This is a genomic window from Halobacteroides halobius DSM 5150, from assembly GCF_000328625.1.
GTDB classification, from domain to species: domain Bacteria; phylum Bacillota; class Halanaerobiia; order Halobacteroidales; family Halobacteroidaceae; genus Halobacteroides; species Halobacteroides halobius.
This window is the reverse complement of sequence record NC_019978.1, coordinates 1-15298: the sequence shown is the minus strand read 5'-3', so window position 1 is coordinate 15298 and position 15298 is coordinate 1. Positions and strand designations below refer to the sequence as shown.

13 protein-coding genes are annotated in these 15298 nt (G+C 30.7%); 2 read left to right on the top strand and 11 right to left on the bottom strand.

Annotated features, from left to right (window positions below; genetic code table 11):
• Positions 1 to 131 precede the first annotated feature (131 nt).
• The gene (locus HALHA_RS00065) at positions 132 to 356 is read left to right on the top strand and encodes a CLC_0170 family protein (RefSeq protein ID WP_015325779.1); all 225 of its coding nucleotides are present in this window, start codon (positions 132 to 134) and stop codon (positions 354 to 356) included.
• Here the strand turns inward: HALHA_RS00065 and HALHA_RS00060 are convergent.
• The 3 genes from HALHA_RS00060 to HALHA_RS00050 are packed head-to-tail and all read right to left on the bottom strand — an operon-like array spanning position 340 to position 4151.
• Positions 340 to 1479 (bottom strand): Ger(x)C family spore germination protein, encoded by a 1140-nt coding sequence (locus HALHA_RS00060; RefSeq protein ID WP_015325778.1) that lies wholly within the window; start codon positions 1477 to 1479, stop codon positions 340 to 342. The genes HALHA_RS00065 and HALHA_RS00060 overlap by 17 nt on opposite strands.
• On the bottom strand, positions 1463 to 2584 hold the full coding sequence (locus HALHA_RS00055; protein WP_015325777.1) for a GerAB/ArcD/ProY family transporter: 1122 nt from the start codon (positions 2582 to 2584) through the stop codon (positions 1463 to 1465). The genes HALHA_RS00060 and HALHA_RS00055 overlap by 17 nt, the downstream gene beginning before the upstream one ends.
• Entirely contained in the window at positions 2571 to 4151 is a 1581-nt protein-coding gene (locus HALHA_RS00050) for a spore germination protein (RefSeq protein WP_015325776.1), read from the bottom strand. The genes HALHA_RS00055 and HALHA_RS00050 overlap by 14 nt, the downstream gene beginning before the upstream one ends.
• 125 nt (positions 4152 to 4276) lie before the next feature.
• On the opposite strand from HALHA_RS00050, the gene HALHA_RS00045 reads away from it, so the two are divergent.
• Positions 4277 to 5281, top strand: coding sequence for a substrate-binding domain-containing protein (locus HALHA_RS00045; RefSeq protein WP_015325775.1), 1005 nt, complete (start codon positions 4277 to 4279; stop codon positions 5279 to 5281).
• A 56-nt stretch (positions 5282 to 5337) separates the two neighbouring features.
• Here HALHA_RS00045 and gyrA read toward each other — a convergent pair whose 3' ends face one another.
• The 8 genes from gyrA to dnaA all read right to left on the bottom strand — a co-directional run bounded on the left by gyrA (position 5338) and on the right by dnaA (position 14991).
• Entirely contained in the window at positions 5338 to 7764 is a 2427-nt protein-coding gene (gene gyrA / locus HALHA_RS00040) for a DNA gyrase subunit A (protein WP_015325774.1), read from the bottom strand.
• A 10-nt stretch (positions 7765 to 7774) separates the two neighbouring features.
• The gene (gene gyrB / locus HALHA_RS00035) at positions 7775 to 9679 is read right to left on the bottom strand and encodes a DNA topoisomerase (ATP-hydrolyzing) subunit B (RefSeq protein ID WP_015325773.1); all 1905 of its coding nucleotides are present in this window, start codon (positions 9677 to 9679) and stop codon (positions 7775 to 7777) included.
• Positions 9680 to 9701: 22 nt separating this feature from the next.
• The gene (gene remB, locus HALHA_RS00030; protein WP_015325772.1) at positions 9702 to 9959 is read right to left on the bottom strand and encodes an extracellular matrix regulator RemB; all 258 of its coding nucleotides are present in this window, start codon (positions 9957 to 9959) and stop codon (positions 9702 to 9704) included.
• Between the two features lie 37 nt (positions 9960 to 9996).
• Positions 9997 to 10863 carry a DciA family protein gene (locus HALHA_RS00025; RefSeq protein ID WP_015325771.1) on the bottom strand — a complete coding sequence of 289 codons (867 nt, stop codon included), beginning with the start codon at positions 10861 to 10863 and terminating at the stop codon, positions 9997 to 9999.
• 2 nt (positions 10864 to 10865) lie between these two features.
• Positions 10866 to 11984: a DNA replication/repair protein RecF gene (gene recF, locus HALHA_RS00020; RefSeq protein ID WP_015325770.1), complete on the bottom strand. Its 1119-nt coding sequence runs from the start codon at positions 11982 to 11984 to the stop codon at positions 10866 to 10868.
• Positions 11985 to 11998: 14 nt separating this feature from the next.
• Complete coding sequence (locus HALHA_RS00015; protein ID WP_015325769.1) at positions 11999 to 12211, bottom strand: RNA-binding S4 domain-containing protein; 213 nt, start codon at positions 12209 to 12211, stop codon at positions 11999 to 12001.
• Positions 12212 to 12222: 11 nt separating this feature from the next.
• Positions 12223 to 13329 (bottom strand): DNA polymerase III subunit beta, encoded by a 1107-nt coding sequence (dnaN, locus tag HALHA_RS00010; RefSeq protein WP_015325768.1) that lies wholly within the window; start codon positions 13327 to 13329, stop codon positions 12223 to 12225.
• 285 nt (positions 13330 to 13614) lie between these two features.
• Positions 13615 to 14991, bottom strand: a complete 1377-nt coding sequence (gene dnaA, locus HALHA_RS00005; protein ID WP_015325767.1) for a chromosomal replication initiator protein DnaA — start codon at positions 14989 to 14991, stop codon at positions 13615 to 13617.
• Between the last annotated feature and the right edge of the window lie 307 nt (positions 14992 to 15298).

Here is a 15298-nt window from a genome sequence, read left to right as displayed (position 1 = left end):
TTCTCAAGCGACGTCTACTATATTAACAAATTATTTTATCACTGTCAATAATTTTTCTGAATAATAAAGAATGTCTTTACATAGTTTAGTCGCAAAGAATGTATATTACTTATTAAACAGGAGGTATCTTAATGCTAGAATTAATAATAACAACCTTTAACTTTATTTATTCTCTATATTTTGTAATATTGATGTTGATCACAGGTGGACTTATTCTAACATTAGATCTCTATTACCATCAGCAACAGAAACAATCAAAAGGTTTTTTGATTTCCCGCACTATTGGACTTTCTTATATTATATTAGGAGGGGGTTTTTTCTTATTTAATAAAATAATTATTAGTCTCGATATTTAATCATCCCTACTTGTCTAATATAAGCTTGAGTTTCAACATCAATCTTTAGCTTTGGGTATTTATTGTGCCACTCTATGCTATTCCAATAATTTGGATAATAAGCTCTAACATACTCTCCGACCCCAAAAATATCTGCTTGAAACTTATCTTGAGTTTTTCGGATAAGTTTCTTTATTTCTTTTTTTAGCTTAATTTCTATTCTTTTTTCTATCCTTCGGACTACTTTTTCTTTACTCAAATTCGATTGATTAAGTTGTTCTATTACTTTTCCTTCTACCTCAGTATTAATATGCATAACTAATTCTTTATTTTCAAACTTAGGTCTTAAATATGTAGAAACTCCTTCAATTTTAATTGTCAATCTATCAATTTCTGTTGTGGGATCTGAAATTACTAAACTACCTTTATCATTAACCCCCAGAATTCGTTGATAATATATAGCTTCTGATTCACTTAAGGTACCTACAAGTTCATCACCTTCAAAAACTCCAAGCCCTATATAATCAATTACATCTTTATTAGCCTTCACCAAAACAGCTGAAGGTTGAGCACCTGGATCAGCTAGCTTTACATAAAAGTCACCTAATCTTAAGTTAGGTATTTGCCCCATATTTACTCCATTATTAAGCATATGCATTAAATAAACCGCAGAAATACTCTCTAATTTGGGTTTAGCCTTTATTACATCTTCTGCGCTTTTCTTTGCTACTAACAACCAACTCAATCTTCTGATTTCAGGTAAATTACGGAAGAAGTTTAAGTGTTGTCTAATTCCTGTTTTAGCTAATTCTTGACTAAATACAATTATCCTCAGATGTCCAAAAAATAGTTTTTGATTCATTTTAGTTTGCATTTCATTAATTGCTTCAGCTATGGTATTGCCTGTTGCAGTTACTACCCAAGTAACATTATCTCCTCCTTTTTCTGCCATTTTAGCAGGGATTGGAGCTTGAATAGTAATCTTAATTTTATTTTTTTTTGCTACTTGATTGTTTTTATCTTCTGCAAAATCTATACCAATTGCTAAAATAGGAACTCTATCCTCTAAGTCTCTTCTATCCCAACATCCAGTTAACAAATTCAAAACTAAAATAATAATTAATATTTTAACTATCCTTTTCATTATTAATCCTACCTTCTTTACCTCTAATTATTGCTACTACTAATAGTATACTTGGAATTACAAATGTAATTATAATTCCTACCATAGAAATTATATCTATTATGTTAAATAATTCATAAGCATTTCTTGGAGCTAAAGCTATTAAATATAATATCGGCAATAATGGAAATACTAATGTTTTATTATCACCTAAGTCTAATGTTTGAGCAGTTCCAATTGACACCCCATATAATATATTAGCAGCAGTTGTAAAGATAGCAATTACCCAAATCGCAACAAAGGCAACCTCTAATCTTTCAAATAATAAACTAGAGAATTGCATCGATTTAACTAGCTCAAAAACGGGCCAAGTTAAATTCTTCAATTCAAATGCCCCAAATACAGCGATAGAAACTATTACAATTATAAACATTAAAAATGTTGTTATTCCCCAAGCTCTAAAGGCATACTTTGAAGTTAAATCTTTTGTTGTAATATGAGGAATAAAAATAAATATTACTTCAAACCCTAGTAAACTAAAATAAGAAGAAATACTACCTTTTAAGAGATTAGCAATACTATGCCCTCTAAAAACTGGAAATAAATGAACCATTTTGCCACCTTTTAAAGACATAATAATTAAAATTAATAACGGAATTACTAAAAAGAGAGCATATACTTCATTAACTCTCCCTATAATTTGAATATCCTTACGGGCCAAGTAAGCAATTAATAATATTATACTTATCATAATTACTTCTAATGGGGTAGTCGGTAAAATAGCTGTCACTATTAACTCACTAAAAGCTCTAATTCCTATTGCAATAAATAATATCCAATATAAGAGAATCATTGCACTTATAAATTTGCTAAGTACCCTTCCTACAATTTGATTCATGTATTGGAAAATATTTCTCTCAGGGAATCTTAAGCCCAATTTAATAACTATTAATAAATTAATAAAGGAGAAAATGGCTGCTAACAAAAATGAAATAGTTCCACCTGTATGAGCAAACTTAACAGCTGCCCGAGGTAAAATTAAAATTCCTACCCCAATAATTGTATTAATCATAATTGCACTAAATTGTCTTTCTGTTACTCTACCTGGTACTTTAATCTGTATCACCTTCTTGTGAACTTTCCTTTTTATCTGGGTCTTCTGTTCTCATTAAAACTGGCCTTTTAACCATCTTCCATAAAGGAAATCTAACTATACTATCCTTTAAATCAGAAATTCTTGACGGAGCAAATGGCGTTAAATATGGAATACCAAAAGATTTTAAAGAAGCTAAATGAACTGTAATACCTATTAGACCTAACATCAACCCATAAAGTCCAAAACTAGAAGCTAAAACCATTAAAATATACCTTAAGATTCTAAGAGCAATAGCTGCATTATAATTAGGAGTTGTGAAAGAACCTAAAGTAGTTAAAGCAACAACGATAACCATCGATGGACTAACCAATCCAGCATTAACAGCTGCATTTCCAATAACTAATGCTCCTACTATCCCAAGAGTTGAACCAATTAGATTAGGTAAACGAACACTAGCTTCTCGTAATATTTCTATAATTACTTCCATTAAAAAAGCTTCCATATAAGCAGGTAGAGGTACTTGAGCTCTACCTCCTGCAATCGATAACATAAAAACAGTAGGTAACATTTCAGGATGAAAAGAGGTTATAGCTATATAAAAGGCTGGTAAAGCTAATGAAATTAACCCGCCTACAACTCTTATTATCCTAGTTAGACTCGCCACAATAAATCGTTGATAATAGTCTTCAGGAGATTGATAAAATTGATCAAGTACAGCTGGAATGATCAAAGCAAAAGGTGTCCCATCAACTATGATAACTACCCTGCCTTCTAATAGATTTGCTACTGCTTTATCAGGTCGCTCAGTACTTTGAATTTGAGGAAAAGGAGAAAAAGAACTATCCTCAATAAATTGTTCGACATAACCTGACTCTAATACACCATCTATCTCTATATTAGTTACCCTTTTAACTGCTTCATCTAAAATATGTTCGTTAGTTAAATCATCAATATAGAGAATTGCTACATCAGTTTGACTTCTTCTCCCTAGAGTATGATTCTCAATTCTTAATCCAGGATCTCTTAATCGCCGTCGAACATGAGCCGTATTGGTCCTTAAATTCTCAGTAAATCCATCTCTTGGCCCTCGAACAACCGATTCAGTAGTTGGTTCTGAAACAGCTCTAGCTTCCCACCCTTTACTACTAATAATCAAGCCTTTATCAATCCTATCAATTAATAATAATGATTCCCCTGATAAGATTAATTTAATAATCTTAGATAACTTCCCTTGTTGCTCAGTACTACTACTAGTAAGAATGGATTCTTGAATCATATCAATTTTTTCTTGATTTGATTTATTCTTTAAATCTTTTAATTTTAGTTTATGTAATAGTGGATCAATCACAGCTGTCTCTAATAAACCTGTATTTACTAAACCATCTATATAAACTAATAAAGCTGGTTTGTTTTTATCACCAGTTAAATTAAAATTTTTAATAATAACATCATTACTTTCACCAAGGATACCTTTTAATATTTTTTTATTCTGCTGTAGATCTTTTTTTAGATTTTCAACTTCTAATCCTAGTTCTAACTGCTGCCCATCAAAACCAACTACTCCTTCAATTCTCTCTTTTAGTTTATCCCAAACCATCTCTTACCTCCTTGGTAGTTTATTATGTACTAAAATATTTTTTTTATAAATAATCATCATTAAAAGCTAAAAATAGCTAGTATACTTTTTTTAGCTTAGCTTAAAATATAATTAAGGTGATAATTATGAAGAGACTATATGTTATACTAATATTATTTACAGTGGTTACTATAGGGTGTAATCTAAATATAGAAAGAATAAATCCTTTAACTTCTTCTTCCCCTAAAAAAGAAATAACAATTGGGGTCAGTATAGCAAGCACTCGACCAAATATAACTGAAATAATAAAAAAGGCCTTTATAAAAGATAGAAACAAACAAAATATAAATATACTATGGCAAAAAAATAGTGATAGTATAAAAAAACAAAAAGAAGATGTTATCAGCTTAATTAAACAAGAAGTAGACATTATTATTATTAAACTCTTAAAAATAAATCAACAAAGCAAAGAAATCATTAAACTTATTAATGAAAATAGTATTCCTGTGGTAGCTCTTGATAAACTCCCCCCTAATACTAAGGTAGCTGCTTATGTAAGCGCAAATAATTTTAAAGTTGGAAAATCCCAAGCTCAATATCTTATAGATCAAATTAATAAAAAAGGGAATATTTTAATTTTAAAAGGGGATAAAGATGATAAAAAAGCTCAAGATATAACCGCAGGAAATAAAACCATACTAAAAAAGCATAAAAAAATAAAGATTATTAAGGAAAAGTGGCATAATAACTGGTCAGAACAATTAGCTAACCTAACAGTAAGGCAGACTATTAAAGAAAATAAAAAAATTAAAGCAATTTTAGCTAATAGTGACCAATTAGCTTTAGAGGCCATTAAAGTTTTACAAAAAGAAAAAATTAATAAAGAAATTATAGTGATTGGAGCAAATGCTAGTAAGAAAGGAACAATTGCACTAATAAAGGGGGATATGAGCTCTACAGTTGATCAAATGCCCTATATAAGAGGATTAAATGCTCTTAAAGTAGCTACTTTTATCGCTAGAAAAGAAAAATGGAATTGGGATGGCATAATTAAAAATGGTAAATATAATATTAAATTAATAACTACACCTATAAAATTAATTAATAAATATAATGTTAAGAGGTTAAAAAAACGTTGGCAAGATCTTTAAAAATAAAAACAGGGAACTAGATCTGAATCTAGTTCCCTGTTTTACTCTCTATTATATTATTCAATAAAATTTACAGTATCTACTCCTACAACTTGATCATTTTCATTTAATCTCATACATCTTACCCCTTGGGTATTTCTACCTGTAACAGAGATCTCATTAACTAAAGTTCGTAGTAAAATTCCTTGTGCACTAACTAAGACAATATCTTCTAAACCATCTACCATTTTAATATCTATTATTTTTCCATTAGTCTCAGTTTGCTTTAAAGTAATTAATCCTTTACCACCCCTGCCTTGAAGACTATATTCATCAATAGAAGTTCTTTTCGTATATCCTTTTTCTGTGATAACTAGTAAATCACCTGTATCTCTAATAACTTCCATACCGATTAATTCATCATTAGCATCCAATTCAATCCCTTTAACTCCTCGAGCAGTTCTTCCCATACTTCTAACATCATTTTCTGAAAACCTAATTGCTAAACCATCTTTAGTAGCTAATATAATTTCTTCTGCTCCACTAGTTAATTCTACATCAACTAATCTATCATCCTCATCTACAGATAAAGCAATTAGTTTAGCATAGCTAGTATTAAAGTCCTCTATACTAGTCTTTTTAACGATTCCATCTTTGGTAGCCATAAATAAGTATTCTTCATCATTAAATTCAGACATAGGAAAAATAGTTGCAACCTTTTCATTTAAATCAAGATCTAATAAATTAATCATTGGGATTCCTCTAGCTTGTCGACTACTTTCTGGAATCTGATAACCTTTTAACTTGTGTACATAACCTTGATTAGTAAAGAATAAGAAGTAATCATGGGTAGAACCAATCTGAACATCTTGCACTAAATCATCTTCTTTTGGTTTGGTTCCAATGATCCCTTTACCATTACGATGTTGCTTACGATAGGTGTCTAATGTCATTCTTTTAATATAACCCTCTTCAGTAGAAAGAACTACAATTTCTTCTTCCTCAATTAAATCCTCTAGCTCAAGGTCAATACCTTGGTCTTGGATCTCTGTTCTTCTCTCATCTTTGTATTTTTCTTTTGTTTTAGTTAATTCTTCTTTGATAATTCCTAATAATTTAGATTCATCAGCTAAAATAGATTTATAATAACTTATTTCTTCTTGAAGTTCCGAATATTCATCTTCTATTTTTCCACGTTCTAGATTAGTTAATCTGTGTAATCTCATATCTAAAATTGCTTTTGCTTGCTTTTTAGAAAACTCAAATCTATTTATTAGTCTTTCTTGGGCGATTGAAGAATTTTTGGAACCTCGAATTATTTTAATTACTTCTTCAATATTATCTAAAGCTACTCTAAATCCTTCTAGAATATGAGCTCTAGCTTCTGCTTTATCTAAATCATATTTAGTTCTTCGCGTTATAACTTCTTTTTGATGATTAATATAATGATTTAATGTTTCTTTAATATTTAGTACTTGTGGCTCACCATCCACTAAAGCTAACATGATAATTCCAAAAGTAGTCTGTAATCTAGTATGTTTATATAACTTATTTAAAGTTACTTGAGGATTTACTCCTCTCTTTAGTTCAATGACTATTCTCATACCTCTTCTGTCTGATTCATCACGTAAATTAGTAATACCTTCTACCTTATCGTCACGTACTAATTTAGCAATCTTTTCAACTAATTTAGCTTTGTTTACTTGATAAGGAAGTTCATTAACTATTATCTGACATTTATTATTATCTAGTTCTTCTATCATAGTTTTAGCTCTAAGCTTAACTTTTCCTCTACCAGTTTCAAAATAATCTTTAATTGGTTTCCGCCCCATAATAATTCCACCAGTAGGGAAATCAGGGCCCTTTATGGTTTTCATCAACTCTTTTATCTCTAAATCTGGGTTTTCTATTAATTTAATAACTCCATCTATAACTTCACTTAAATTATGAGGTGGAATATTAGTACTCATTCCAACGGCAATTCCTGAAGCTCCATTAACTAATAAATTAGGAATCTTAGCAGGTAATACCTCTGGCTCTTGTAATGTTCCATCAAAATTATCAATAAAATCTACAGTATTCTTTTTAATATCAGCTAATAATTTATTAGTGATCTGAGCCATCTTAGCCTCTGTATATCTCATAGCAGCTGCGGAATCACCATCAATCGATCCAAAATTACCATGTCCATCAACTAATTCATAACGATAAGAAAAGTCCTGAGCCATCCTAACCATAGCATCATAAACAGCAGTGTCACCGTGAGGATGGTATTTCCCTAATACTTCTCCTACAATTCTAGCTGATTTTTTATGTGGTTTATTAGGCTTAAGCCCTAAATCATACATTGCATATAAAATACGTCTATGAACAGGTTTTAAACCATCTTTTACATCTGGTAATGCCCGGCCTACTATTACACTCATAGCATAGTCAAGATAAGCTTCTTGCATTTCATCTTCAATACCTACTTGTCTTACTTGTTGAGAATTTATTTCAGTCATAACTCTCCTCCTAGACATCTAAATTCTGAACTTCTTTAGCGTGTCGTTGAATAAATTCACGACGTGGTTTAACTTTATCCCCCATCAACTTAGTAAACACATCATCAGCTATTACTTCATCACTAATTTGAACTTGTAATAAAGTTCTATTTTCTGGGTCCATTGTTGTCTTCCATAATTGAATTGGATTCATTTCACCTAATCCTTTATACCTTTGAATAGAGGTTCTCTTCTTTCCTATCTCCTCTAATAAGTCTTGTAACTGCCTATCTTTATAAACATACTCTTCTCTTCTACCTTTTTTCACCTTATATAAAGGTGGTTGAGCTATATAAACTAACCCTTCTTCTAATAAAGGTCTCATATAACGATAAAAGAAGGTTAATAAAAGAGTCCTAATATGTGCACCATCTACATCAGCATCTGTCATAATAATAATCTTTCTATAACGCAAATTATTCATATCAAATTCATCGGCTATTCCTGTTCCTAAAGCTGTGATTAAAGATTTAATCTCTTTATTGCTCAATACTCTATCAAGTCGTGCCTTCTCAACATTTAAAATTTTACCCTTTAAAGGCAAAATAGCTTGAAATTCCCTATCGCGTCCTTGTTTAGCAGACCCACCAGCAGAATCTCCCTCAACAATATATATTTCACTTTCTTCAGCATTTCTAGAAGAGCAATCCGCTAACTTACCAGGTAAAGCAGTACTTACCAAAGCATTCTTTCTTTTAGTTAACTCCCTTGCTTTTTTAGCTGCTTTTCTAGCTTGCGCAGCTGCAATTGACTTTTTAACTATCTGCTTACCTAATTTAGGATTCTCACTTAAAATAGTGCTTAATCCTTTTGAAACAATTGAATCAACCATACCTCTAATTTCACTATTACCTAGTTTTGTTTTAGTTTGGCCTTCAAACTGAGGGTCAGTTAGCCTTACGTTAATAATTGCTACAATACCCTCTCTAATATCATCACCTGATAAATTATTATCGTCATCCTTTAAAAAATCATTTTGTCGGGCATAATCATTAATAGTTCGAGTTAAAGCTGATTTAAAACCACTTAAGTGAGTCCCTCCTTCATGAGTATTGATATTATTAGCGAAAGTAAATATCTTATCTGCATAATCTGTATTATATTGAATTGCAACTTCTACTTCTGTATTATCTATTTGCTCTTCAAAGAAAATAACATCTTCATGAATAGGAGTATTATGCTCGTTTATCTCTTCTACAAAAGAAATAATCCCTCCATCATACTTAAATTCGTCCTCAATTAAATCTTCTCTCTCATCAAGAATCTTAATCTTAACTTCTTTATTTAAATAAGCTAATTCTTTAAATCTCTGTGATAAAGTATCATAGTTATATCTAACACTTTCAAATATTTCTTCATCAGCCTTAAATCTAATTTCAGTACCGGTTTCTTCTGTATTTCCAATAACCTCTAAATCATTATCTGGAACACCTCGGTGGTACTTTTGATAATAAATCTTTCCATTCCTATGTACTCTTACCTCAAGCCATTCTGATAAGGCATTAACAACAGAAACTCCTACTCCGTGTAATCCACCAGAAACTTTATATCCTTCTCCTTCAAATTTACCTCCAGCGTGTAAAACAGTCATTACTACTTCTACCGCAGGTCTATCCAACTTAGCATGAGAAGCAACAGGAATCCCTCGACCATTATCTCTAACTGTAATGATCTCTCCTGGTTCAATTTTAATTTCAACTTCATCACAATAACCAGCTAAAGCTTCATCTATACTATTATCTATTACCTCATAAACTAAATGATGTAACCCTTTCTTCTCTGTACTACCTATATACATGCCGGGACGTTTACGAACAGCTTCTAAGCCTTCTAATACTTGAATCTGATCAGCATCGTAGTTGACTTCTTCTCTCATTCATATAAACCTCCATTGTAAGTTATTCATTAGAACCAAGGTTATAAATAAAATTAACTCTCTTTTGCAAAGTATCAGAAGAAATCATAGAATAATAAATCTTTTCTTCAGTAATCACAAAAGAACTTGGTTCACCATCTGAATAATCAATTATAAATCCTTCCTCTTCTGCTACCTTTAGAAAATAACGTGTTTCTGGTGAATCAGTTGTTGATTCCCAATCAGCTATCATAACTACATCTTTAGCAGGTATGGTATAGCCACCCCCTAAGTGTAACAAAGGTATCCCCTCCCTGAATAGCTTAATCAAATAATTACTATAAACTACGATAAATTTTCATCTTATTGCCCCCAATAATTTTTTTTATTAATCTATCAGTTAAATTATCCGGGGTAACTCCTGTTTCTAGCATTACATATTTTTGAAATATTACTCTTAATTTTTGTTGGTTTATTTCACTCTTTAATACTTGAATAGTTAAATTATCAATCTTAACTTCTAATTCTTCAATCATTTCCTGTTTTACAAGTTGAAAATCATCCTTGCTTAATTGAGGAAAATAGTCAATTATCTCCTGATAACTTAACCAAGGGCTGCTAACTAATAACTCTTTTACTTCTTTAGTATTTACCCTTTTTTCTTTAGTCTGACAAATATAACATTTATCTTCCTCAGGAGAGATCAAAACTGAACAATCTGGACAAGGATGCCAATCATTTATCTTCTGCCATTTTTTTCTCTTTTGATCATTAATCAATAAATTAAAGAATTTATCGCGAATTTCACTATCCTCAACTTGATTAGTTATTTCTTGTAATTTATTTAATTCATTAGAGGTTAACTCTATATCTTCTAATGGATCTGAATCAGAAAAATCTTGAACTGCTTCTTTATTTAATTTTCCTACCTGAAATCTAATTTCTTTTACAATCTGTTGGCCCATTTTTTGATTGATTTTCTGGATTAGGTTCTTTTTCATAAATAATAATTGGTGGGCCCAGGTAGAATTATCTACTGTTACAAATAATACCCCGCAATTAATATACTTAGCCTGAGTATGAGCACCGATCTTATCGCCTATTAGCTGTGACCATAAATTTAAAACTTTTTCTTCTTTTAATCTACGAGATAATCCTAATTTATTCAAAGTATCATCTAGCAATTTTTTTATTGATTCAGCCATAATCACACCTCTATTGCTTTACCGTTGTTAATTTTATATAAATTATAATCATTTATTCCTACTTTTTCTGAATTTAGCTCTCTTTGATTAGTACTTGTAATAAAGGTCTGAATCTTGTCCCTGACTGTATTTAGCAATTGTGCACAACGCTTATTATCCAATTCAGAAAAAACATCATCTAGTAATAAAACGGGATATTCCCCAGTCTCCGATTTCATAAATTCTAATTCTGATAACTTTAAAGCTAAAGCTGTTGTTCTTTGTTGACCTTGAGAACCAAACTTTCTAATATCGATATTATTCACTATTAAAGAAATATCATCTCTATGCGGGCCAATAGTTGTAACCCCTCTAGCAATCTCCTTTTGCTGTTGCTGTATTAAATAGGATTCAAATTCTTTTTTTATTACGTCTACAGAACTTTCATGACCTATTTTTAATTTAGTGTCATATTTTAACTCTAAGGTTTCTGCTCCACCAGTTAGTTTACGTTGTTTTAGTCTAGCCAAAGGAATTAATTTCTTTAACGCTTCCAACCTACGTTTGATAACTTTGGCCCCTAAATCAATTAACTGTTGATTCCAAACTTCTAACATTGCTGCCGGAGCTCCATTATCTCTAATCTCCTTTAGTAAATTATTTCTCTGTTTTAAAACCTTCCTGTAGTCTTTAAGCAAATGATTATAATAGCTATTAACCTGAGCTAACTCCAAATTGATAAACTTTCTTCTTAAAGATGGACTCCCTTTAATTAATTTCAAATCTTCAGGAGAAAAAATAACCACATTAAGATATCCTATTAAATCAGTAATCCGGTCTAATTTATTAGAATTAACCTTAACTTCTTTTTGTCGCCCCTTTAAACTAACTGTTAATTGATAATCTTGACTTGCTGTAAGAACTTCTCCTTTGGCATAGAATTTCTTATCTTCCCAATTTGCTAATTCAGAAGTTACATTAGTCCGATGAGAAGAACCAGTTCCTAATAGATAAATTGCCTCTAACAAATTAGTTTTTCCCTGAGCATTATCTCCAATAAATAAATTTAAATGTGAGTTAAACTCTAAGTGCTGTTGTTTATAATTCCTAAATTTATTTAGATATAGCTGGGATAATTTCACCTTTTTAACTCCTCTCAAGAAGAAGTTATTTGATAATTAGTTCCTCCGTATTCTATTTTATCACCACTAGTTAAGGTTTTTGATCGTTGTGTTTCTATTTCTCCATTTACCTTTACTTTTCCTGCTTGAATAATTACTTTGGCTTCTCCTCCAGTAGAAACTAAATTGGCCCATTTTAAAAATTGATCTAGGTTGATAGTATCCGTCTTGATTTCTATTTTTTTCATAATATACCTCCTTAAGCACTTCTTACTGGCATTATAACATAAATATATTTTTGTTCTGAATTAGTCTTAATAACACCTGGGGCCAAGGCTCCAGATAATTCTATAATTACTTTTTCTTTATCTATCTCCTTTAAGCAATCCATCAGATAACTAGCATTAAAAGCAATTTCAGATTCTGGACCAGTTAATGAAACGGGCACTTCTTCATATGCCTGTCCAATCTCTGGAGCATTAGATGTGATAATTAACCTATTAGATTCAAAGTTAATTTTTATTATATTTGATTCTTTTTTAGCTAATAAAGCTGCTCTTTTAGTTGCTTGCAATAAGGTGTTTTTATCTACCTCAACTTGTGTTTTAGTTTGGTTTGGAATAACTTGTTGGTAGTTTGGAAATTGGCCCTCAATTAAACGAGATACAATTGAAATCCCAGCAAAAGTAAATAAAATTTGGTTTTCAGTAATTACAATTTCAACTTCATCTGCTGATTTGTCTAATAGTTTACTTAACTCAGTTAAAGTCTTATTTGGAATAATAGCTTTTTCTGTAGCAGAGGTTTCTTGACTGATTTCATCTTCTCTATAAGCTAAACGATATGTATCTGTCGCCACTAACTCTACCTTCTGATCATTAAGAATCAATAATCCTCCAGTTAAAAATGGTTTGTTTTCATCTTCTGATACAGCAAACTCTATTTGATTAATAATCTTTTTTAACTTTTGCTGTGAGATAGAAAACTTAGTATTTGATTCTATTTCAGGTAATAAAGGGAATTCATCTGCTGCAGAACCATGAATGTTAAACTGAGAGTTATCACATTTTATTTGAGATGTATTATTAGATGGTTCAGTAGCTAAAATAACTTTTTCATTTGGTAATTCTCGGATAATACTTGCTAAGTATTTAGCTGGTAATACAATATCTCCTTCTGTAGTAACTGTTGCATCAACAAAACATTCAATACCAATTTCTAAATCTGTCCCCACTAATTTTAAAGTATTCCCTTGGGTGCGCAATAAAATTCCCGAAAGAATTGGTAAAGTTGTTTTAGTTGAGACAGCTTTTTTAACAGTTTGAATAGCTTGATAAAATTCTTTTTGATTGACTTCAACTTTCATATAAATCCTCCTTTTTACGCTTAATTTATATATATAATTAGTACTATTAGTAAACATATAATATATACAAAAACATAGTAGTAATAGTAGTAGGGGTTGTGGATAATGTGGATAAGTCCGGTCAACCCTTGATATCAAAGTAAACAAGCTTGTGGATAAGTTGTGGATAAGTTGTGGATAAGTCTTTAAGTTATCCACAGGCCTGTGGATAAAATTAAGCAAAAAAGACATTTAAAAGTTGTCCACATGTTATCCACAGGGTTATCCACAGGGTTATCCACAGGGTTAATATGTTATTTTTTCCAATATTTCCTCTATATTTTTTTCAAATTCTGCTTCATTGGAAATTTTATTTTTTATTTTATCGTAAGCATGTAAAACTGTACTGTGGTCTCGCCCGCCAAATTTATCTCCAATTTGTGGTAAAGAAAGATCTGTTAATTCTCTAGTAAGATACATAGCTATCTGTCGCGGAAATGCAATAGCTCTGGTTCTCTTTTTAGAATTCATTTTTTCCAAACTAATATCATAATGATCAGCTACTATTTCTTTTATAAATCCAGGTGTTATTTCTTTTCCTTCCGGTCTATTGGCTGGATTCTCTTGAGCTATATTTGCAAGTACCTGTTGGGCCAACTCTACAGAAACGCTCTTGTTAGAGAATGAAGAGTAAGCAATTATTCGAATTAATGCTCCTTCTAGTTCCCTAATATTAGATTTTATTTTATTTGCAATATGCACTATTACATTGTTTGGTAATTCTAATCCTTCTAAAGCAGCTTTTTTCTTTAAAATAGCTATTCTGGTTTCTAAATCTGGTTCCTGAATATCAGTAATTAAGCCCCACTCAAAACGAGACCTTAACCTTTCTTCTAAAGTAGGTATTTCTTTTGGTGGCCGATCACTTGAAATAATAATTTGTTTGTTAGCATCATGCAAAGCATTAAAAGTATGAAAGAATTCTTCTTGGGTCCTTTCTTTTCCTGCTAAAAACTGAATGTCATCTATTAATAAAATATCAATATTGCGATATTGATTCCTAAAAGCCGTAGTTTCATCATCTCTAATGGAGTTAATTAATTTATTGGTGAATTTTTCTGATGTTAAATACATCACCTTCATATCTGAATTGTGTTCAAGTATATAATGTCCTATAGCATGCATTAAATGAGTTTTACCTAACCCAACATCTCCATAGATAAAGAGTGGATTATACGCTTTAGCAGGCGCTTCTGCTACTGCTAAAGAAGCAGCATGAGCAAAACGGTTACTACTACCAATTACAAAACTATCAAAAGTATATTTAGAGTTTAAAGCAGGAGGTTCTATTTCTACCTCCTCTTGTTGCGACGCTTTTGTTTTAGATTTGGTAGTTGATTTTTTTTCCGTTAAGATTTCTTCTTCTTTCATTTCAGGAATTATAAATTCAATTTTATAAGAATTGTTAGTTATATCTGAGATAACTTCTTGAATTAATTTTGAATATCTTGTTTCGAGCCAATCTTTAGCAAATTCATTAGGAACTTCTATAAGAAGACTATTATTTTTAATTCCTAAAGCTTGAGTTGATTTAAACCAAGTTTCAAAACTAGGCGTGCTAAGTTGGGTTTTAATTTTATCTAAAGCAGTGTCCCAAATTTCTTGAATATTCTCCGTATGCACTACAATACCTCCTATTAGACAAAGTTATCCACAAAATTGTGAATAACTTTGTGGATAACTAGTGATTCTTTGGGATAAAGCTAAAAAAAGATTAGTTATCCACAGCTTTGGTAGCTATTTAAAGATAGATTGTGAATAACTAATCCTTAATTATTTTATTATTTAAATTATTTTATTTAAGTACTACAAAATAATATTAACAAATTAAACTTGTTTTATCAACAGTTTTTGCAGATAATTAGTTTGAATTTATATTGAAATGATATATATATCTTGACAGCACTTTACTTTATCACCTATAATTGAA